At 38.8% G+C, this 22,101-nt stretch carries 19 protein-coding genes and 1 pseudogene; 18 read left to right on the top strand and 2 right to left on the bottom strand.

The window, feature by feature from the left end; genetic code table 11:
* The first annotated feature begins 2 nt into the window (after nucleotides 1-2).
* The 10 genes from cyoE to J7338_RS04710 all read left to right on the top strand — a co-directional run bounded on the left by cyoE (nucleotide 3) and on the right by J7338_RS04710 (nucleotide 10,259).
* Nucleotides 3-911 (top strand): heme o synthase, encoded by a 909-nt coding sequence (cyoE, locus tag J7338_RS04755; RefSeq protein WP_210795985.1) that lies wholly within the window; start codon nucleotides 3-5, stop codon nucleotides 909-911.
* On the top strand, nucleotides 908-1,531 hold the full coding sequence (locus J7338_RS04750) for an SCO family protein (protein ID WP_210795984.1): 624 nt from the start codon (nucleotides 908-910) through the stop codon (nucleotides 1,529-1,531). The genes cyoE and J7338_RS04750 overlap by 4 nt, the downstream gene beginning before the upstream one ends.
* 162 nt (nucleotides 1,532-1,693) lie before the next feature.
* Nucleotides 1,694-1,966, top strand: a complete 273-nt coding sequence (locus J7338_RS04745) for an STAS domain-containing protein (protein ID WP_210795983.1) — start codon at nucleotides 1,694-1,696, stop codon at nucleotides 1,964-1,966.
* Nucleotides 1,967-1,975: 9 nt separating this feature from the next.
* Nucleotides 1,976-2,338: a response regulator gene (locus J7338_RS04740; protein WP_145237813.1), complete on the top strand. Its 363-nt coding sequence runs from the start codon at nucleotides 1,976-1,978 to the stop codon at nucleotides 2,336-2,338.
* 15 nt (nucleotides 2,339-2,353) lie between these two features.
* The gene (locus J7338_RS04735; protein ID WP_210795982.1) at nucleotides 2,354-4,441 is read left to right on the top strand and encodes a chemotaxis protein CheA; all 2,088 of its coding nucleotides are present in this window, start codon (nucleotides 2,354-2,356) and stop codon (nucleotides 4,439-4,441) included.
* Nucleotides 4,438-4,923, top strand: a complete 486-nt coding sequence (locus J7338_RS04730) for a chemotaxis protein CheW (RefSeq protein WP_210795981.1) — start codon at nucleotides 4,438-4,440, stop codon at nucleotides 4,921-4,923. The genes J7338_RS04735 and J7338_RS04730 overlap by 4 nt, the downstream gene beginning before the upstream one ends.
* A 47-nt stretch (nucleotides 4,924-4,970) precedes the next feature.
* Complete coding sequence (locus J7338_RS04725) at nucleotides 4,971-7,664, top strand: methyl-accepting chemotaxis protein (RefSeq protein ID WP_210795980.1); 2,694 nt, start codon at nucleotides 4,971-4,973, stop codon at nucleotides 7,662-7,664.
* Nucleotides 7,665-7,785: 121 nt separating this feature from the next.
* Nucleotides 7,786-8,607 carry a CheR family methyltransferase gene (locus tag J7338_RS04720; protein ID WP_210795979.1) on the top strand — a complete coding sequence of 274 codons (822 nt, stop codon included), beginning with the start codon at nucleotides 7,786-7,788 and terminating at the stop codon, nucleotides 8,605-8,607.
* Entirely contained in the window at nucleotides 8,600-9,217 is a 618-nt protein-coding gene (gene cheD / locus J7338_RS04715) for a chemoreceptor glutamine deamidase CheD (protein WP_210795978.1), read from the top strand. Before J7338_RS04720 ends, cheD begins: the two co-directional genes overlap by 8 nt.
* A 10-nt stretch (nucleotides 9,218-9,227) precedes the next feature.
* Nucleotides 9,228-10,259, top strand: a complete 1,032-nt coding sequence (locus J7338_RS04710; protein ID WP_210795977.1) for a protein-glutamate methylesterase/protein-glutamine glutaminase — start codon at nucleotides 9,228-9,230, stop codon at nucleotides 10,257-10,259.
* Between the two features lie 119 nt (nucleotides 10,260-10,378).
* Here the strand turns inward: J7338_RS04710 and J7338_RS04705 are convergent, their stop codons facing one another.
* Nucleotides 10,379-11,410, bottom strand: coding sequence for a polysaccharide deacetylase family protein (locus J7338_RS04705; RefSeq protein WP_210795976.1), 1,032 nt, complete (start codon nucleotides 11,408-11,410; stop codon nucleotides 10,379-10,381).
* Between J7338_RS04705 and dinF the strand changes: the two genes are divergently transcribed.
* The 8 genes and pseudogenes from dinF (at nucleotide 11,387) to J7338_RS04665 (ending at nucleotide 19,518) form a co-directional block, all read left to right on the top strand.
* Nucleotides 11,387-12,721, top strand: a complete 1,335-nt coding sequence (dinF, locus tag J7338_RS04700; protein ID WP_210795975.1) for an MATE family efflux transporter DinF — start codon at nucleotides 11,387-11,389, stop codon at nucleotides 12,719-12,721. The two genes, J7338_RS04705 and dinF, sit on opposite strands and share 24 nt — an antisense overlap.
* A 116-nt stretch (nucleotides 12,722-12,837) precedes the next feature.
* The gene (locus tag J7338_RS04695; RefSeq protein ID WP_210795974.1) at nucleotides 12,838-13,452 is read left to right on the top strand and encodes a trimeric intracellular cation channel family protein; all 615 of its coding nucleotides are present in this window, start codon (nucleotides 12,838-12,840) and stop codon (nucleotides 13,450-13,452) included.
* Nucleotides 13,453-13,485: 33 nt separating this feature from the next.
* Nucleotides 13,486-14,370, top strand: a pseudogene (locus J7338_RS04690) (YifB family Mg chelatase-like AAA ATPase); the annotation flags it as partial.
* A 111-nt stretch (nucleotides 14,371-14,481) separates the two neighbouring features.
* Entirely contained in the window at nucleotides 14,482-15,138 is a 657-nt protein-coding gene (locus J7338_RS04685) for a TnsA endonuclease N-terminal domain-containing protein (protein ID WP_210795973.1), read from the top strand.
* 2 nt (nucleotides 15,139-15,140) lie between these two features.
* Nucleotides 15,141-17,033, top strand: a complete 1,893-nt coding sequence (locus tag J7338_RS04680) for a Mu transposase C-terminal domain-containing protein (RefSeq protein ID WP_210795972.1) — start codon at nucleotides 15,141-15,143, stop codon at nucleotides 17,031-17,033.
* A complete protein-coding gene (locus J7338_RS04675; protein ID WP_275074509.1) occupies nucleotides 17,026-17,931 on the top strand; it encodes a TniB family NTP-binding protein in 906 nt (301 codons plus the stop codon). The genes J7338_RS04680 and J7338_RS04675 overlap by 8 nt, the downstream gene beginning before the upstream one ends.
* On the top strand, nucleotides 17,931-19,061 hold the full coding sequence (locus tag J7338_RS04670; RefSeq protein WP_210795971.1) for a TniQ family protein: 1,131 nt from the start codon (nucleotides 17,931-17,933) through the stop codon (nucleotides 19,059-19,061). The genes J7338_RS04675 and J7338_RS04670 overlap by 1 nt, the downstream gene beginning before the upstream one ends.
* Before the next feature lie 10 nt (nucleotides 19,062-19,071).
* Nucleotides 19,072-19,518 carry a hypothetical protein gene (locus tag J7338_RS04665; protein ID WP_210795970.1) on the top strand — a complete coding sequence of 149 codons (447 nt, stop codon included), beginning with the start codon at nucleotides 19,072-19,074 and terminating at the stop codon, nucleotides 19,516-19,518.
* On the opposite strand, the gene J7338_RS04660 is transcribed toward J7338_RS04665, so the two are convergent.
* Nucleotides 19,492-22,092, bottom strand: coding sequence for a UvrD-helicase domain-containing protein (locus J7338_RS04660; RefSeq protein ID WP_210795969.1), 2,601 nt, complete (start codon nucleotides 22,090-22,092; stop codon nucleotides 19,492-19,494). The two genes, J7338_RS04665 and J7338_RS04660, sit on opposite strands and share 27 nt — an antisense overlap.
* Nucleotides 22,093-22,101 lie beyond the last annotated feature (9 nt).

Raw genomic sequence — 22,101 nt, 5'->3', positions numbered from 1 at the left:
TTATGACACCATTAATAGCAATAACAAAGTTAGCACCTAGCCAAATTAGCGGCTTAATAAATGATTATTTAGCGATCAGTAAATTTAAAGTAGTCGCGATGTTGGTATTAACAGCATGGGTTGGTTTAGCGCTGGCCCCCGATGTTGGTCGTGGTATTGGCGTACAGTTTATTAGTTTACTGGGGATTGGCTTGTTATCCGCAGCGGCTGCGGTGATCAATCATGTGGTTGATAGCGAGATCGATAGCAAAATGGCACGTACTCGCCATCGACCAGTGGCGAAGGGACGGCTATCTAAACGGCATGCATTAAGTTTTGCAGCTGTTATTGGCGTGAGTGGTTTCATTATGTTGATGGTTTGGGCTAATACTTTAACAGCGGTATTAACCTTATTTGCGTTAGTTGGTTATGCGTTTATTTATACCTCATTTTTAAAGCGTGCAACGCCACAAAATATTGTTATAGGAGGGTTGGCCGGTGCTATGCCGCCGCTGTTAGGGTGGGTATCTGAAACTGGTCATATGGCAGCGGCTCCTTGGTTGTTGGTGATGATTATATTTACTTGGACTCCGCCACATTTTTGGGCGTTGGCAATCGCTCGAAAAAGTGATTACGAACGCGCTAAAATCCCCATGCTGCCAGTCACTCATGGCATTGATTTTTGTAAAACCTGCGTAGTTGCATACTCTATTTTATTAGCTTTGGTATGTGTATTACCTTATTTAATCGGTATGTCGGGGAGCATTTATTTAGTTTCTGCGACACTGCTTAATGGAATTTTCATCTACAAAGCTGTGAAACTAAAAACAGCGGGAAATGACGAAAAGGCAATGGATTTATTTCGTTTTTCAATTATTCATTTAATGATACTCTTTATCGCATTATTTATAGATAAGTGGTTTTTTATATGAAAAGCTTAGTAATTAAATTTGGGACGAGTATGTGGTTGGCATTAAGTTTATTATTGTTAACAGCTTGTAGTGACAGCACTATGCCTGATGTTGAAGCCTTGGTATATGAACAAGCGAAACCTTTGAGTGATTTTACTTTACAAGACCAAAATGCCCAGTCAGTAACTAAGCAAACATTGCAAGGCCAATGGAACTTAGTGTTCTTAGGTTATACTAGTTGCCCAGATATTTGCCCACTGACATTAGCTAAGCTCAATGGTGCTTATAAAGCGTTGAAAGATGAATACCCGCTGCAAATTTGGTTTTTAGCGGTTGATCCAAAACGTGATACAGTTGCTAAACGCAAAGCCTACATTGATTATTTTAACCCTAATTTTTTAGCGGTTTCAGGAGAGCATAAAGATTTATTTCCACTAGTTAGAGAGTTAGGTTTAATTTACGCAATTAGTAATAGTGATGAGCAAGAATATGCCGTTGACCATAGTGCTTCAGTTGCTATGGTTGACCCTCAAGGAGCGGTACGAGCTATATTTAAACCTGAATTTAAACAAGGCAGTGTGCCGTTAATTAATGCTAAATTATTAATAACTGAATTTAAGCAGATTGCGGATCATTATTAATAAAATAAGTATATTTTAATTCTTTTCGAGGGGCGTTTGGCTCCTTTTTACTTTTCTCTTCGGTAAATAATTTCACTCTTTTTTCAACGCATTTATGGCATTTTTACTAACTCAGTCTAAGCTTTTGTTATGAATTAGTTAAACATGGAAAGTGCGAACAATATGATGAAGCTTCCCGCTGAATTAGCAATCACCCAAGTTGAAAATTTACACCAAGACTTGCTACAAGAATTACACAGCAATGATGATGTTTGCTTAGACATTAGTGAAGTTGTGCGCGTAGATACTGCTTCGATTCAACTATTGTGTGCTTTGCAAAAGCACTTGCTGTGCGTACATCACAAAATTATTTGGGTTGGGCAAAGTGAGCCTTTAAAAGATGCCATTGATTGCTTAGGCCTAAGTGAATATCTAATACTTGAAAATGTTGATTAAGAGGTTCATATGAAAAGAATTTTAGCCGTGGATGATTCGGCATCAATGCGTCAGATGGTGAGTTTTACACTGAAAAAAGCAGGTTTTGATGTCACTGAGGCAAAGGACGGCAGTGAAGCACTTAGCATCGCAAAACAACAAGGTTTTGATGCTGTGATTTCAGATGTAAACATGCCAGTGATGGATGGTATTACTTTGATCAGGGAGTTACGCACTTTACCAAACTATAAATTTACGCCATTGCTAATGCTAACAACAGAATCAGGTATGGACAAAAAAGTAGAAGGGAAAGCTGCTGGTGCAACTGGCTGGATAGTTAAACCCTTTAATCCTGAACAGTTATTAGCGGTTTTAAAAAAAGTGATTCGCTGATCTAGGGGACGGGGTATGAGTATAGATTTAAGTCAATTTTTTGAAGTCTTCTTTGAAGAAAGTTTTGAGGGCTTAGATGTGATGGAAGCTGAGTTATTAAACTTGGTGCCTGGCGAAGAAGATTTAGAAACAATTAATACCATTTTTCGTGCTGCGCATTCTATTAAAGGCGGCAGTGGTACATTTGGTTTTAACTCTGTGTCTGACTTTACTCATGTGCTAGAAACCCTATTAGATCAAATACGTGAGGGAAAACGAGAGCTTATAGCAGAGCATGTTAACCTATTACTTAAATCTGTTGATTGCTTGCGGGAGTTACTTCGTGGCTTACAAGCAGAGCAAGAACCTAATTTAGAAGAAGCAATTGCACTGAGAATTAAGTTTGAACAGATTTTAGGAGTAAACCAAGCCGATAAAAATAAAACTGAAGCCGCTGCTAGTCCTGCTCAACTTGAACTTAACACTTATCAGATTGATTTTAAACCACATCATCATCTATTTAAAACGGGCAATGAGCCACTGTACATGATCTGTGAATTGGCAGAGCTGGGAGATTTGGAGACGCAAGTTTTCAATAATGAGCTCCCTGACATTGCTGATTTAAGCGCCGATGATTGTTTTTTATCTTGGCGATTTTTTTTAAACACAGCAAAAGATGAGAGTGCGATTCGAGAAATATTTGAGTGGGTTGAAGATGATGCCGATATTACCATCGCGCTATGTGGCGGTTTATTTGCTGAAGATGATATGCAAATTAAAGCGCCTGATGTGATTGAGGAAAACCCTAATTCAACTTCAGCCCCTGCAGTTGTCAATGTTGCTGCGGTTAAGCCAATAAAAAAAAGCACTGCGGTCAAAGCAAGCACTCCAGCTGCAGAATCAACTTCAATTAGAGTCGGCATAGATAAAGTTGATTCATTGATCAATATGGTAGGCGAGTTGGTTATCACTCAAGCGATGCTAAGCCAAATTGGTCAACAAGAGATCACCGAAGCGACTATTGCCTCTTTGCAGGAAGGTTTAGCGCAATTGGCCCATAATACTCGTGATTTACAAGAAAATGTAATGCGTATTCGAATGCTGCCAATAAGCTTTGTATTTAGTCGTTTTCCACGTTTAGTACGAGATATCTCGCAAAAGCTGAATAAGCAGGTTGAGCTTAAATTGTTAGGTGAACAGACCGAGCTCGATAAAACCGTAATGGAAAAAATATCAGATCCTATGGTGCACTTAGTGCGAAACTCCTTGGATCATGGTTTAGAAACAGTTGAGCAGCGCCTTAGTGCAGGTAAAGAGCCCGTCGGTACTGTCACACTTAATGCATTTCACCAAGGTGGTAATATTGTTATAGAAATCATGGATGATGGACAAGGTCTTAATACTGCAAAGATTAAACAAAAAGCGGTTGCTAATGGGCTAGTAAGCGAAGCTGATGAGTTGGATGATGATGAAATTAATGAGCTCATTTTTATGCCCGGTTTTTCAACTGCGGATGAGGTAAGTGATATATCCGGACGTGGTGTCGGTATGGATGTAGTCAGGCGTAATATCCAATCACTCAATGGCTCGGTTGAAGTGTCATCTGCGGCAGGTGTTGGGTCTACTTTCACCATTCGCTTGCCACTTACTCTGGCTATTTTAGATGGTCAGTTAGTGAGGGTCGCAAAGCACACCTATATTATTCCATTAATTTCTATTGTTGAATCATTACAAATTGATATCAGTAAAGTGAGTCGAGTGGGTAAAGACTTAGACGTACTTAGACTGCGTGATGAATACATTCCTATCTTGCGTTTATACAGTATTTTCAATCATCAAGGTGCGATAGAAACACTTGATAAAACCTTGTTAGTGGTAGTTGAAAGCGATAATCAAAAAATTGGTTTGTTAGTTGATGATTTATTGTCACAGCAACAAGTAGTGATTAAAAGTTTAGAAGCTAATTACCAAAAAGTAGATGGCGTGTCAGGTGCCACTATATTAGGGGATGGTCGGGTTTCGTTGATTGTCGATATCAGCGGCTTAATTAAATTATCAGGATTAAGAAAACCCGGTAGCCAAGAATTGATTATTGAATCGCAAGCTAACTTGGAGGCTTCATGATCTCTGCGCACAGCGAATTAAATAACAAAATAATGCTTGAACAGGGCCAAGGGGTTAAGCAGTTTTTAACCTTTATTATGGCTGATGAAGAATACGGTGTTGATATTTTAACTGTTCAAGAAATTCGCAGTTGGGAGGAGATCACCGAGATCCCGAATGCCCCAGATTATGTAAAAGGGGTGATTAATCTACGTGGCACCATAGTACCTATTTTAGATCTTAGATTACGATTTGGCTTAGCGACGATTGACTATGGAGCGTTAACTGTGGTGATCGTGGTGAAAGTAATTTTTGAGCAAAATAGCAAGATTATGGGCATGGTCGTTGATGCCGTATCTGATGTTTACAGTATTGTAGAGCAAGAGGCAAAGACGGTGCCTAACTTTAGCGGTTCAGAGAATGCTGAATTTATCGCAGGGTTAGTGAATGTCGGTGAGAAGATGGTCGCGTTATTGGACCTGCAAAAAACAATGGATATTTAGCTAAATACTAAATATAGCAAATGGTGATCAACAAGAAGGTGATGGGCATGGGGTGGTTTAGTAATTCTAAAAAATCAAATAATGATTTAATCGTTACGGCATTAAATAAGTCACTTGCGGTGATTGAGTTTGAACCAAACGGTAAAATACTCACTGCGAATGTCAATTTTTTAAATGTTATGGATTATTCTTTAGCTGAAATTCAAGGTCAACATCATGCAATGTTTGTTGAGTCGCAAGAAGCTGCTAGTCAGGAATATCAGCAATTTTGGCAGCGTCTAGAAAGTGGTGAGTTTATTTCTGATGAATTCAAGCGATTAGGCAAACATGGTAAAGAAATATGGATTCAAGCAACATATAACCCAGTTATCGATAAGCAAGGCAGGGTAATTAAAGTGGTCAAGTTTGCTACTGATATTACTAGTCAAAAACATGCGCTAGCAGAAGCTGCAGGGCAAGTTAGTGCGATTAATAAATCACAAGCGGTGATCGAATTTAATTTAGACGGCACAATCATCACTGCAAATGATAATTTTTTATCAACACTTGGCTATAACTTAGCTGACATTCAAGGTAAACATCATCGGTTATTTGTTGATGAAGAATATGCAAAAAGTGTTGATTATGCTGAGTTTTGGCAAAAACTAGGTAGAGGCGAGTTTGACTCAGGTGAGTATTTGCGCATAGGTAAAGGCGGAAAAGAAGTTTGGATTCAAGCATCTTATAACCCCATTTTTGATCAAAATGGCCGACCATTTAAAGTCATCAAGTACGCCACAGATATCAGCAAACAGAAAAAAGCGTCTAATGAAGCACGTAAAACTGCTGATTTCGTAAATGCTTTAAGAGTTTGCCAAGCAAATGTAATGATTGCAGATAACGATTTGAAAATTATTTTTGTTAATGAGCAAGTAAAGAAAATGCTGCAAGCTCGTGAGAGCGCATTACAAACGGTATTACCTAGCTTTTCCGTTGCAAACTTAATAGGAACCTGTGTTGATGACTTTCATAAAAAACCTTCTCATCAACGTCAGTTATTAGCGGCACTTGAAAAGCCATACAAAGCCACTTTAAGATTGGCTGGTTTAATATTTAGTCTAATTGCGACTCCTTGGATTGATGAAAATGGGAAGCGACTTGGTACAATTGTTGAGTGGCAAGATACCACTGAAAGCGTTAATAAAGCAGAACAAGAAAAACAAGAAGCAGAAGAAAACCTTAGGGTGCGTCAAGCGCTGGATCGAGTTGCAACAAATACTATGATTGCAAATACTAAAAACGATATTATTTATATGAATGAAGCGGTGCAAAATATGATGCGCAATGCTGAGCAAGATTTACGTCGCGATTTACCTAATTTTGACAGTAGCCAGTTATTAGGGCAAAACATTGATGCATTTCATAAAAATCCAGCGCATCAACGTAATATGTTAAGCAAGCTAACCAATACTTACAGTACCGAGATACTTGTTGGCGGGCGTACTTTTGGTTTAGTTGCTAACCCTATTTTTACTTCAGAAAATGAACGAATCGGCACTGTGGTGGAATGGGATGATCGAACTGCTGAAGTAGCAATAGAAAAAGAAATTGCTGATTTAGTCAGCTCTGCTGGGAAAGGTAATCTAGAAGCTCGTGTTGTAGAGCAAGGTAAAGGCGGTTTCTTTTTACGTTTAGCTAAGGGGCTAAATGGTTTAGTTGCTGTTGTTGAAGGTGCCGTTTCAGGCACTGGTGATATGCTTGATGCCATGGCCAATGGTGACTTATCAAAACGCATTGAGCAAGAGTACCAAGGGTCGTTTGAACGACTTAAGCGTGATGCTAACGCAACGGCTGATAAATTAACTGAAGTGATTAATCGTATTAATACCTCGGCAACTTTAGTGGCAAGTGGAGCCGAGGAAATATCTCAAGGCAACGCTGATCTAAGCCAGCGTACTGAAGAGCAGGCATCATCACTTGAAGAAACAGCATCAAGCATGGAGGAAATGACCAGCACAGTACGTCAAAATGCTGATAATGCAAAAGTAGTTAATGAATTAGCTGGAGAAACACGCGATAAAGCGCTGCAAGGGGGAGAAGTTGTTAACCGCGCAGTGATCAGCATGTCAGCAATTAATGAATCGAGTAAGAAAATTGCCGATATTATTAGCGTAATTGACGAAATTGCCTTTCAAACCAATTTATTAGCTCTTAATGCAGCCGTTGAAGCCGCTAGAGCTGGTGAGCAAGGTCGTGGCTTTGCGGTCGTTGCTGGCGAAGTACGTAATTTGGCGCAGCGTTCAGCGGGTGCTGCAAAAGAAATTAAAGAGTTGATCAGAGATAGCGTTGGTAAAGTTGAAGATGGCACTTTATTAGTTAATGAATCAGGGGCCACTTTAAAAGAAATTGTTATTGCAGTACAAAAAGTAACGGAAATGATATCTGATATTGCAGCAGCATCCGAAGAGCAAAGCTCAGGTATTGAGCAAGTCAACAAAGCTATTTCGCAAATGGATGAAATGACTCAGCAAAATGCAGCCTTAGTTGAGCAAGCATCAGCGGCCAGCGAGTCAATGTCAGAGCAAGCGAATGACATGACCAAGTTACTGAACTTTTTCACTTTAAGTCAGCAAGAAGCGGCGATTAATACGGTGTCTGTAACTCCGACCCCCACCGCAACGCCATCACACAGCAGCAACATTAGTAGTAAAGCGCGAGGTAATAACTTTGCTGATTCAGCTGATGAATGGGAGGAATTTTAACGTTTTTTGCAACTGTATTACTAGTTAAGCCTCTGAACTTGAACGAATCCAGAGTCTTAACTTTTAGCAATTTTGTTAATATTCAATCGCAGCTCAGTCACGCCTATTGCGAGTAACTGTAATGAAAGAGTTTTTACTAACCGACCATGATTTCAAGCAAATAGCTGCAATAGTTTATGACGCGTGTGGCATTGTATTGGGTGATCATAAACGAGAAATGGTCTATTCACGTCTTGCTCGTCGGATCAGAACATTGCAGTTGGAAAATTTTAAACAGTATTTAGCTTATTTAGAGGCACATAAAGAGCAAGAGTTTAGTGATTTTATTAATGCAATAACAACCAATCTGACTTCTTTTTTTCGCGAATCACATCATTTTGATTATTTGCAATCGCATATAATTCCTAAGCTGTTAGTGACAAATAAAAGTACTCGGCGAGTACGGATATGGTCTGCAGGGTGCTCAACAGGGGAAGAACCCTATTCTTTGGCTATGAGCTTGCATGGACTATTTCCAACAGACTGGGATGTGAAAATTTTAGCCACCGATTTGGATTCAAACGTCTTAGCTAAAGCACAATCAGGGACCTATACTGCGGCTAATGTGAATGGACTTGAACAACATCAATTACAGCGTTGGTTTTTAAAAACTAAAGATGGTGGATTATTTAAAGTTAAACCTGAATTGCAACAAAAAATTCATTTTAAGCGTTTGAATTTATTACAGGATTGGCCAATGAAAGGGCCTTTCGATGTGATTTTTTGTCGTAATGTGGTGATTTATTTTGATAAAGAGACAAAAGCTCAGTTATTCAACCGCTATTGTCATATTTTAGCTGAGCAAGGATACCTATTATTAGGTCATTCTGAAACCATGGGAAAGGAACATAGTGAGTTTAAGAACTTAGGTAAAACTATGTATCAGAAGGTGATTTATGGATAATAATTTTAAGCCAGTGTTGCATGGCTTTGAGCATATTAAGCGGTTTTGGGACTCAGGGCAGAGGCAAGTTATTGCTAAAGTATTACCCGGTGAATTTTATGTGTCAAAAAATGATGAAATGATTTCCACTGTACTAGGTTCATGTATAGCTGCTTGTATTTATGATGACAAGCTTGGTGTGGGTGGGATGAATCACTTTATGTTACCGATTGAAAAAGGCGCGGAGCCAACTAGTGCGCATAACTTAAATTGTCGTTATGGTAACTGGGCAATGGAGTTTTTAATTAATGAAGTACTTAAAAATGGCGCGTCTAGACAAAATCTAAAAATAAAACTGTTTGGCGGTGGTAAAATTATTCGCTCGATGACGGATATTGGTCTTGGTAATATTCGCTTTGCTTACTCTTATGTGCAAGAAGAAGGGTTAGATTTGGTGTCTCATGATGTGGGAGGGCCTTGGCCGCGCAAGGTCAACTTTAACCCACAAACAGGCAAAGCACAGGTTAAAAAATTGCGCGACATGCACACGGATGTGATTGAAAAACGCGAAGTCCGTTATTTACATGATATCGAAGAACAAGATTCTAAAACCGATATTGAGTTATTTTAAGGGGTAAAAAATGGTCAAGGTGTTAGTAATTGATGACTCGCCATTGATACGACGAGTATTGACGGAGGTACTACACCAAGCTTATGATATTCAGGTCGTAGGGTGTGCAGAAGACCCTTATCAAGCACGAGAAATGATTAAGCAGCTTAATCCCGATGTGCTGACTTTAGATATTGAAATGCCGAAAATGGATGGCATTAGCTTTTTGAAAAACCTAATGCGTCTACGGCCTATGCCTGTGGTAATGATATCAACGCTCACCCAAAAAGGTTCACCCATGACTTTGGAGGCGCTGGAATTAGGAGCAGTTGATTTTATAGCTAAGCCGACAGTCAATGTATCTGAGCAATTAAGCCAGTATGCTAAATTAGTTCAACAAAAGGTGCGGACGGCAGCCGCAGCACGAGTACGTCCTTTTAAATTAAGCCAAGTACAACCTATCGAAACGTTAAGTAATGCACAGTTTAGTATCAATAAGGTGTTGGCGATTGGAGCTTCAACAGGAGGAACCGAGGCGATTAAAGAGGTACTAATAAGAATGCCAGAAAATTGTCCACCGATCGTTATCACGCAACATATTCCACCTGTGTTTAGTAGTTCATTTGCTTTGCGTATGGATAGAACATGTACTATCCATGTAAAAGAGGCGCAGCACGGCGATAAGTTAAAAGCTGGCTGGGCGTTTATCGCCCCAGGTGGTCAACACTTAAGCGTTATACAGCAAGGAGGCTGCTTATATTGTCAGCTTGATGAGAGCGAGCCAGTTAATCGTCATCGTCCTGCGGTTGATGTATTGTTTAACTCTCTAGTTAAAGTGTGCCCTAAAAATACCATCGCAGCTTTATTAACGGGTATGGGGAGTGATGGCGCACAAGGTTTACTGGCGCTAAAACAGCATGGTGCTTATACCGTTGCGCAAGATGAACTATCATCAGTGGTATGGGGTATGCCTAAAGCCGCCGTAGAGATCGGAGCAGCTTTAGCGGTTGTCTCGCTTGATAAGGTGACGCAGCATCTATTAAACCAAGCCATGAAAAAGTAGTCCCCATAATTTTTGCTGGCCTATTGCCAGTAAATTCAACGTAGTTAGCCTTGCAAATAGCCACTGGAGAGAGATTTATTATCCAGAGTTTAGGTTGATAACTATCTGGAGTTATATTTCTACTGCACAATTACCCAAGGTTGTGAAAACCAGTAATAGCTATTTTTATGAGCAATTGATGGTGCTGTGCAGTTAAATCGTGATCGCCCTTGAGCTAAGTTTTTCGGTGAATTTATGGTCACAGTATCAGCTGCTGACCAGTCTAGTTTTGCCTGACCGATGCCCGATACATAACAAGCTAGCTGACTTTTATGAAAGTCTCCCATATTAAATTTAATGCTGATCTGAGGTGGATTTTGGCTGGTCACGCTATCAATATAAGTAAGCTCTTGGATTGAAAATGCGCGAGAGTTTAGTTTGGTCACTAGCGTATCAAGCTTGCTATAAAACCCAGAAGCTGGAAAGCGTGGTAAACGGCTAAAATCAGAGTCTTTGTTGATGGCACCAGAGTGTTGGCCAATACCAATAAAGCCCAACTCTTTCACTAAACTTTGTAATTGGTTATTAAACTCGCCATATGGATATGCTAAGTATTTATAGTCATGGCCAATTTCTTCTTTGATCCGTTGTTGTGATGACAAAATATCTTGCTTAATACGCGCTTGCCATTGTTGGGTTGTTTCATCGGCTAATTTACGATGTAGGTAATCATGTTGTGCGCTGTGATTGCTGATCAGAGCACCTTTTTTGGCAAGTTCTCTGAGTTTATCCCAGCCCATTACATAGCCTTTACCTTCATCAATCAACTTTGGATTAACGAAAATAGTATAGGGGTAAGCAAACTTTTCTAATATCGGCGCTGCTTGTTCATAATTATTGTTGTAACCATCATCAAAGGTAATAGCGACGGTTTTATCTGGTAAACTTTGTCCTTGTTGTAAAGCAGATAGTAATTCATTTAGCGGCACTACGTTAAAGTCATGCTGTTTTAAATAGTTTAAATGCTCCGTGAAGGTTTTAGCACTGACACTGGTTACTGCTGGCAGGGTTTCACTGACATGGTGATACTGTAAAATAACTGCGCTGTGAGCAGGTAAAGATAGACAAAAGAGGATCGATAGCAGACTGTGAAAAAATTTCTTAATCGTCATAAAGCACACCATAAAAGCTTGCTGTTGTTAGCTGGTCCAATGATATTATCAAATATAACCGTGCCACTGTTAGGAATAGTTGATACTGCAGTGATCGGACATCTTGGGAGTGCGCATTTTCTTGCCGCAATTGCCTTGGGTGCCACGGTGATTTCATTACTGTTTTGGTTGGCAGGCTTTTTACGCATGAGTACCACAGGGCTGGTTGCGCAAGCTTATGGCGAAAAAGATTATCCTCAATTAGCCGGATTATTAAAGCGCAGTTTAGTATTAGCGCTTATCGTGGCATTTTCTTTAATTGCTTTATCGCCACTTATTAAAAATGCCATAGCTTACCTTTCTGGTTCCAGTGCGCCGGTGCTCGCACAAGCTTATAGTTACTTTGAAATTCGTATTTTTAGTGCGCCAGCGGCATTATGTAACTTGGTATTATTAGCTTGGATGTTAGGGGTTCATTACGGTAAAGGGCCTTTTTATTTATTACTAGTTACTAATATCACCAATATTGTTTTAGATATTTATTTTGTTGTGTACTTAGATTGGCAAGTTGCCGGAGCGGCTTGGGCATCGTTGATTGCCGATTATACCGCGTTATTATTTGCGTTATTCTTGGTTTTTAGGTTGGCGAAAAAAATGGCTGTACCGTTATTTTTAGGTGGGTGGTTTAGCCGAGATAAAATGTGGGCGTTATTGAGTCTTAACCGTGATATTTTTATTCGCTCTTTAATTTTACAACTGTGTTTTAGTTTTATGACTTTCTATGGTGCACGCATTGGCGAAGTAACGCTTGCGGTAAATGCTGTATTACTGAACTTTTTAATGCTAGTGAGCTTTGCTCTTGATGGTATTGCCTATGCAAGTGAAGCAAAAGTTGGCCAAGCAAAAGGTCAACATAGCGTACGGCGTATAAACTTATGGGTAAAAATAAGCGTATTTTGGGGAATGCTATTTGCTTTTTGTTATAGCGTGTTTTTTGCATTGTTTGGTTCGCAAATTATTACCTTATTAACAGATATTCCTGAAGTGATCAAAGCCGCCAATGAATACTTACCATGGTTGATTTTTATGCCATTAGCGGCAATGAGTTGCTTTTTGTTTGATGGTATTTTTGTTGGCCTAACCAGAGCTCAAGATATGCGGAATACCATGCTAATTTCAGCATTAGTTGGATTCTTTGGCGTGTTTTGGGTATTTAATGCTTGGCAAAATCATGCGCTTTGGTTAGCAATGACCAGCTTTATGCTACTGCGTGGCGTTACATTGGTCGTACGTTATAAGCAGTTGCAAACAACGCAGCAGTTACTGAATTAATAAAAGTATTAATAAATCTAAAGTGCACTTAAAACTTTGGATTTATTGTGCTTAAACGGCGTCGTTAAGTACTGTTTATTTTAACTTCGATTCGCATCTTGGGATGGCTTGGATATATGACTGAATTTTATCATTGGTTTGATTTAATTGGCATCGCGGTATTTGCCATGTCAGGCACTTTAATTGCCTATGATAAAAAAATGGATGGCTTTGGGGTCGTGGTACTGGCGACAGTCACCGCGATAGGCGGTGGCACAATTCGAGATTTAATTTTGGATGTTCCGGTATTTTGGTTACATGACCAAAGTTATTTTATTGCTATTCTTGCTTCTGTATTTGTTACCACTCGTTTGATCAATAAACAAAAATCAATTCTGTTATATCATTTTCAAGTAGCTGATGCGTTTGGTTTAGCATTTTTTGCGGTGATGGGCGCGCAAAAAGCATTGCTTGCGGGGATGCCTGCAACAACTGCAATTATTATGGGGGTGATCACCGGTTGCTTTGGTGGCGTTACCCGTGATGTACTCGCTGGTAATATTCCCATGCTCTTAAAAGGTGAGCTGTATGCTATTACCTGTATTGCTGGTGGTATTATTTACACCCAAGGTATTGCCTTTAATGTGGCAACAGAAATAGCGATGATTTCAGCAATGCTAATCACTTTGTTGTTACGCCTTGCGGCAATGAAATGGCAACTAACACTACATATTTTTAAATATCCTGACTAGACTGTAAATAACATAACATTACAGGGACAAAGGATGTCATTAGCTCGGATTTATTCGCGTGCCCAAGTGGGCATTCAAGCACCCGAAGTGATTGTAGAAGTACATTTAGGTAATGGTTTACCAGCATTTCATATTGTAGGTTTGCCCGAAGCTTCAGTAAAAGAAGCCAAAGACCGTGTGCGCAACGCATTAGAAAACTCTAAATTTGGTTTTCCAGACCAACGTATTACAGTCAATTTAGCACCTGCTGATTTACCCAAAGAAGGGGGGCGTTTTGATTTAGCGATTGCAGTTGGTATTCTCATCGCTTCAGATCAAATTGTTTGCACTGATATTGAACGCTATGAATTTTATGGAGAGCTGGCACTTAATGGCGAAGTGCGTGGTGTGAGTGCAATACTTCCGTCCGTTTTAGCCGCTAAAGCACAAGGGCGTTGCTGTTTTTTACCTTTAGTAAATGATAGTTTAGCGAGTTTAGTAAATGGCGTTGAGCGCAAAGCGGTCTCTTCTATCCAAGAAGTATGGAGTGATTTACTCAATCAGCAGCCTTTACCTCTTAATATTAGCTATCCAGAACAGCAACATAGCGGTGTTGAATTCTTAATTGATTTGAGTGACGTAAAAGGCCAGCCCGGCGCGAAAAGAGTGTTAGAAATCGCTGCGGCGGGTGGCCATAATTTACTTTTTTTGGGGCCACCTGGTACGGGTAAGTCAATGCTCGCGCAACGTATGCCGACTATTATGCCAGGCATGTCCGATGATGAAGCACTTTCCACTGCAGCATTGTATTCAATTATTGGCCAAAGTGTCGATCTAACTAACTGGCGCAAACGACCATTTCGTAATCCTCATCATACTTGTTCTGCAGTGGCGCTAGTAGGAGGCTCTTCAAATCCAAATGACAATTACATCACTATAAAGTAATAATTAAAGATCTTGCTTAAAAAGTACATAGCTTGCAGTTACTAATTACATCGATATGATGTATTGAATCGTGTTCTACATCTTTAATGGGTGATATTTAATTTTATGTCTGTACGTACAATACCAAAAAATTATAGAAATCTGACAGGATTGGCAAATTCACAAAAAGCCAATGATGCATTTTTTGAATCTTCCCTTGAGCGCGACTTTTTAACAATGATTGAGTTTGATAGCTGTATAGAAAGCTACGATGTTCAACCGGTTTGTATTTCATGGGTGGATTCAAATGGTAGAAAAAGAAAATACACCCCAGATGTATTGCTTAGTTACATATCGGGTCGTTCATCTTTCTCCAATAGCAATATAGTACTTTGCGAAATTAAATACCGTAGTGATATTCAAAAAAATTGGGAAGATCTTAAACCAAAATTTAAGGCCGCAATTCGTTATGCAAAAGAGCAAGGTTGGCGCTTCAAGCTGTTTACTGAGAATGAGATACGCACAACTTATATGGAAAATGCTCGATTTTTACAACCATATTTACGTGATGCACTCAATGAATCTCACGAGGAGTTAATATTTGGTGCACTTCATTCAATGAGAGAATGCAGTGTTGAACAATTGATTAAGTCTTTATTTAACGATAAATGGGCACAAGCTGAGATTTTACCTTCTTTATGGTGGCTCATTGCGGCAAAAAGAGTGAACTTGGATTTAAATTTACCTATCACCATGTCTTCTCGTATTTGGATAGGGAGATAAATATGCCTAGAAAAGCGAGAAAAGAATTTACCTTGCAGCAAGGAAGCTCCGTTTATCATAATGATGCACACTATATCGTACTGCAAATTACGAATTTAGATTATGTATTAGCAGAAAATTTCCATACAAAGCAAATTGACAAGCTAAGAATATCAGAACTGTCTTTATCGCCCCCTTCGCCAGAAGATAGACGCGTAAGTGTTATTGATGCTATCGAAGATGATGACTGGAAAGTAGCTCAGCAACGATTGGAAATTATTCAACCTTTGGTACATAAACATGATCGAACTGTTGAAGACGTAAAAAGTGTAGCTACAGAGCACGGCTATCATATCAATACAATTTATAAGTGGCTTCGATTATACGAAGCCGATTCATCGTTGATGATACTGTCCCCGAAAGCAAGGAGTGACTCCGGTAGTAAAAAACTATCAAGTGAAGTAGAGAAAGTCATTGATGAATGTATTGAAAGCGAATATTTAAATAAGCAGAGAAAGTCGGTTGCGGCTGTACACCGCTTAGTTAAGCTAGAGTGTAGAAAAGCTACATTGACTATTCCTCACGTTAATACGGTAAGAAATCGTATTAAAAGCTTATCTGAGGATTTGAAAATACGTCAGCGCTGTAGTAAAGACCAAATTCATGATGCGCTTCATATGAGTATGGGGGAGTTCCCGCATGCTGATTATCCTTATGCTGTAATTCAAATTGACCATACACCTTTAGATATAATATTGGTAGATGATGTTTATCGATTACCTCTTGAACGTCCTTGGGTAACAATGGCAATAGATGTATACAGTAGGATGGTAGCAGGTTTTTACATCTCATTTGAAAAACCAAGTGCCTTGGCTGTTGGTATGTGTCTTTCAAATGTGATCTTGCCGAAGGATAAGCTTCTTGCGGAATATGATATAGATGCGTCTTGGCCTTGTTGGGGGGTACCAAGAACAGTACATGCCGATAATGCAAAAGAGTTTCGTGGGAACATGCTGAAAAAAGCATGCCAAGAATATGCTTTTTCTATTGAATGGCGCCCTGTTGGTAGGCCTCATTTTGGTGGGCACATTGAGCGTCTCCTTGGTACATTTGCTAAGGAGATACACACCTTACCAGGAACAACATTTTCCAACACACAGCAGAGAAGAGGGTATGACTCAGATAAGCAATCAGCCTTGACGTTGAAAGAGTTTGAACATTGGCTCACTGTTTTAATTACAAAATCTTATCATCACAAATTGCATTCAGGAATTAATACTACTCCATATCAAAAATTTGAAGAAGGGGTTTTAGGTACTAAAAACACGAAAGGTGTTGGTATGCCAAGAAAGATAGATGATGAAGAAACACTTAAGACCAATCTACTTCCTTATGTTGAAAGAACGGTACAAGATTACGGCATTCGTATTGATGATATTTGCTATTACAGTGATGTCCTTCGAGTTTGGATCAATGCAACTGTTGAAGGACGAAGTAAGTTAAAACGAAAATTCATTTGCCGTCGAGACCCTCGAGATATCAGTACAATATGGTTTTTTGACCCTCAGTTAAAATGCTATTTTCCTATTCCATACAGAAACACAGCGCATCCATCTATGACCATCTGGGAGCTAAGGAAAGTACAGAAAAAATTAAAAGATGATGGGGCTGTTCATGTAAATGAAGAAATGATTTTTAGCGCATTAGAGACTATGAGGGAAATCGAGCAGGAAGCTGTTATTAAAACTAAAAAAAGTAGAAAAGCTGTTCAACGAAGAAAAAATGCTGAGAAAACCGCGATATCTTCACCTGAAGTTTATGAAAAAGCTTCCGTAACTAAAACAGAATTTATAAATGATGAAGATGACGATGATATACAGCCTTTTGATGAAATGTTAGAGGTACGTCGTGATTGAGCATACTAGCAATAATTCGTTTGATCACTTGAACGAAGATGTTCGAAGCTTACTTGATAAGAGTAATGAAGAACGTATTGAATATATTTTGTCATCAAGATGGATTGGTTATTCTAAGGCGATTGATATATTGGGTAAACTTGAAGATTTACTCGTTTACCCTAAGAAGCATCGAATGCCATGTATGTTGATAGTAGGGGATAGTAACAGCGGTAAGACAATGATTGCGGAACGCTTTATTGACTTGCACCCAGCATACGAGCGTGAAGATAATGAAGGTATTGTTATACCTGCATTGTTTATTCAGTCCCCGCCTACGCCAAGCGAGTCACGACTGTATAGTAATATTTTATCTAAGCTCTTTGCTCCTTTTAGACCTTCTGACTCAGCAGAAAAAAAGCACCATCAAGTGAAAACGATAATGGCTGCCTGTAATGTGAAAATGCTCGTTATAGACGAAATTCATTCTTTACTTGCTGGCCCTTTAGATAAACAACGTGTCTTCCTCAGTGTTATTCGTAATTTAAGTAATGAATTAAAGATACCCATAGTTGGCCTAGGAACTAAGGATGCTTTAAGAGCTATTAAAACAGACCCTCAGCTTGATAACAGGTTTAAACCTTCATTATTACCAAGATGGGAAATGGATACCGATTTTCGTCGTTTACTGGCAAGCTTTGAACGTATGCTACCTTTAGCTAATTCGTCAAATTTAAAGAGTAAAGCTATTGCTCAGAAAGTGTATTTTATGAGTGAAGGCTTGCTTGGAGAGGTTTCAGACATACTTACTCAAGCGGCGATTTTTGCAATTAGAAGTGGGCTTGAAAGTATAACCCTAGAATTACTTGAAAAAATCGATTACGAATCTCCTAAAGAGCGTAAGAAGAGTAATCGTTGATGAGCTCCCCTTTACCAGTGCATCCACAGCCGTTGCCCGACGAGCTATTTTCGTCATGGGTTTATCGTGTTGCCAGATCTAATGGACAAAACGTTTTTTCGTTTTGTCATTTACTTCTACCAGAGTTAAATGGGCGTTACTACGATATTGATAACTCGGTTAATAGTGAGGCGATTAGAACGTTGTCTCTATTACTCAGGACGCCATATCAAAGAGCTTGGAATACATCATTAGATAGTTATGCGGGGCTACTTTATTCTGCGCCAACCCCTAAAGCAAAAAGAAAAACGTGCATACTGCAAACAGGGGTTACAAAGAATTCCGATAAACGGTTTTGTTTACAATATTGTCCGATTTGCTTGGCTGAGCAAGAGCCCTACTATAAGAAAACTTGGCGAATATCCTTCATTACAGTGTGTACTAAACATGCATGTAAACTCCATGATAGATGTCCTCAATGCCTTAAGCCTGTAAAACCACTATTAAACGATATTGGACAACCACATAAAATGCCTTTTTTGGGGGATATCACACAGTGTTATCACTGTGGTTGCCAATTAACAGAGGCCCCTATTATAAAAGCCAAAAAAGATGTGGTAATTGATACTCTTTTTTATACCGCAATTCTAAGCGCTGGCTATTTGCAATTAGCCTTCAGTCTTGAATGGATATATTCATTTTCAATATTTTTAGTGCTAAGGCATTTGCTCCGTGTTGTCGCACAGAAAAACTATAAATCGGAAATTACAACCAGTTCTATAGATCCTGACATTATGGATCATCAGGTTCGATACAGATGTATGTGTAAGCTCGCGGGTTTGTTTCGTGATTGGCCATTAAATTTCTTAGATATACTTCAAAGTCTCGAGATAAAGTACTCAGAGCTAACCTCGATAACTAAGCAAAAGAATCCCCTTCCTTTTTGGCTTGATAAAGAAATAAAACCTTTGATATTTAGCCCAAACAGTGGCCCTTCAGAGGAAAGTGTGGCGACAGCGATAATGTGTATGCAAGCTAGTGGGAAGAAGCTAAGCATTCTTCAGCTAAACAAGTTCATGGGATATGCGGACTCAATGTCAGTAAAAAATGTTTTTAAGCAGCAAATAGCAAAATACAACAGGAATTTTTAGGAGTATCAGAATGACCCAAAACAGCGTATTTGATTTTTACCTTAAACGAAATTTTTGCCAAAAAGGTATGGAGTATTACTTAAGATCTTTAGATAAAGATGAGCTAATTTCTATGTTACTTAAATTCTACAGCCAAGAAGCTGACCTTTATGACAACCTATCGAGTTGGAAGTATAAAATACCGATGTGGTACACGGAGTACCTTGGCATAAACCACGATTGGAATAGCCAAAATGCGAACGAGTGGCTAGATATGTTTATTGAGTTGGTAGAGCGTTCATCGGATCTTGCTCAACTTGACTCATGGGTATTAGCTGATCTGGAAAGCGAAAACTCGCCAGCCTATTCAGCATTGATTGCCAGTAGGGCTAAATGGGCACCAAGAGCAATTCGTCAGTACTGCCCAATTAGCTTATTCGGTAAGGAGGATTTAGTTGACGTTTTTGGGGAAAAGTGACGCCAAAAGGTTACTCTTTGATTCTAGAGACTCAGCAAACCAGAAAAGTCTGTTTTTTGCTCGGGTTACTCCAACATATGCAACTCGGTATTTTTCTTCTGTTTGCATACGTGTGTAGCCACCTTTTATATTAGCTATCTGGCACAGAACATCACGTATTGGGTGACTGTTGGGTGGCACTGCATCACCAACAAAAAAAACGGTCTGTGCTTCTAGACCCTTACTGGCATGAACAGTTAAAACTTTAACTTTTTTTTGTTTCTTTAATCGCTCTATTGCTGCATACCATGTTGGACTGCTTTTTTTCTTTGTCAGTCTCCTAGATATACAGAGAAGATAAATTGGGTTGTTAGGTGTTATCTCAGGTTTGTTTGCTTCGTTTTGCAATAACTGTGTTGCCAATTCGAAATTTATTGCTGATTTGTTCTTTTTTTTAAGTATAGGGGGATGAAGTTCAACACATGATAAAGGGGTGTCAGCATCTGGCCTTGCATGTTTGATCTTCTTATCACTTTTAGCACTCTTTGGTAACTTATCAAGTATTTTAGCCCCTAAATTGAGTACTTTACTTGAGCACCTGTAATTACTCTCTAATTTGACGGCTTGCTCGTCGTGAGATAAATCAAAGCATGACTTGTAATTTAATATGTACTGTGGGGAGCTACCTCGCCATCCATATATAGACTGGTTATCATCACCAACACTCATTAACGTGCCATCTTTAATTAATTGGTTTTGGTGTAATTGCTTTTTTAATTCATTTAAAAACTTAGCTATTATGGGAGAGATATCTTGAAATTCATCTATTAGTAAGTGTTGAAGTTTTCCCAATAAGCGAATATCTAATTTGTTATATTCAATATCGCTTGGAGTGCCAAAGCGATGGAATACATCGTCAAATGTCGTTAGTTGTTTACTTTCCAACCTACTTATCCATGATTTATGGAAAAAATATGCAAGTTTAAGGAAAAGTTGATCTGACTCTGTAACTTTACTTCCTTTATTGCAGAATAAATTTAATTGCTTTGCAGATAAAGTGTATAGAGGTTTACCAATAGAGTAAGAGAAATCGATAAGCTTACTAAATTCAGAAACAAGTAAACTATCAATTCTATTATCGCTTTTTGCAGGAAAATCCCCTTCACATACATAAGAAAAGTCAGGAACAGGAATTGTATCCACATAGCGTTCTAGCTCGAATTCTTCATCCGATAAAAAGCAAAGTAGTTTATTTATGTCGTCAACAAGGTAATAGTTGGCACTTCCATCCAACAATACAATTCGTCTGTAGTATTCGACTTTACTGACTGCTTGCTTCTTCTCGCCAAATGTATACTCGCTTTTCCGAAGAGTGTTATTTTTGACGCTAAGGCAGATTTTAGCGTTAGATTTAGGTAGATAGTAATGATATTGAAACTGAAACGTTTTTTCAGAAATTTTTACTATTTCAGTCTGGTTTGAGGTAACAAGATATTTTGACATTCTGTTCAGTATTTCAGGGTGCCTCTGTTGCCAGTAGTTAGAACAAAACTCAATGTAAGTATTTTCATAGTCGCGGATCCAGCCGCAGATTTTACCTACGCACTCTTTATTATCTAATGCTAGCTGACGCTCAACTTCTAACGAGGATTTGAAGAGTTTATTAATAGCTTGACGAAAAAGGCCTTTTTCTGTGTATAACTCTTTGTAGAGCCTGACCATCAGCTCTAATTTCTCTGAAACCTCTTCTGAATTATCTTCTTGAGGCTGCATAAGGTTTTCAATATTTACTCCATATGAGTCATCATCTGCAGGTTTTTGTGACTTAAAGTCGTAAAGTAAAGATTTGGACTTATTGCCCAGCTTATTGTGAATTTCATAGGCAAGCGAATGAAATGTTCTCACGACCGCACGGGCGTCGTTATAGGATAGTTCTTGACCAAATTGTCTTAATCTAGTTATTAGGCTATCAATGAACTCGCGTTTGGATTCTACGGTGAAAGTACACACTGTAATTTTGTCGAATGGTATATCCATGTGTTTGTGCAACAGAATGACTCTGAGGATCAATGTGGTTGATTTACCGCTACCAGCACCAGCTATAACGTTGGTTGCTGTATTTGTAGAAAAGAGCATTTTTTCTTGTTCTTTGCTGATGTGAATAAAGTTAGGTTTTTGCTTCGTTGCTTCAACCTCATTTATTAAGCGGACTTCTTCAGTAAATTTTTCTTTGATTGCCTCCATTCTATTTATTTTTTCGCTAGGAACTATGGCTTTATTTTTCAGCAGCTTCACCTCTTTTGGAGCAAACTCTGGTATACCATGAACTTCCCAAATATGTTCCTTTAAATCCGAAAACCTTTGCTTGTAAGTGCTTCTAACAGTTTGGCGTCTACGTTTTTCTTCGATAAGCATATGATTATGAATATCTTTTTCGTTTTTAAACTGTGTTGCTAGTTCTTTAAACTCTCTACGTTTTATAGTAAATCGGGATCTATGATCATCTAACGTTTCTTTTAAGTAGATGAGATTGCTTGGGCTAAACGAACTTAGCAAAGAGTTAGTTTTTCTTCTTTGGGTTTTCTTTTTTGCCATTGTGTGACT

Source organism: Pseudoalteromonas ostreae (assembly GCF_018069805.1).
Lineage (GTDB): Bacteria > Pseudomonadota > Gammaproteobacteria > Enterobacterales > Alteromonadaceae > Pseudoalteromonas > Pseudoalteromonas ostreae.
Note: the sequence above shows the minus strand (reverse complement) of the source record. Positions and strands in the feature narration are given on the sequence as shown.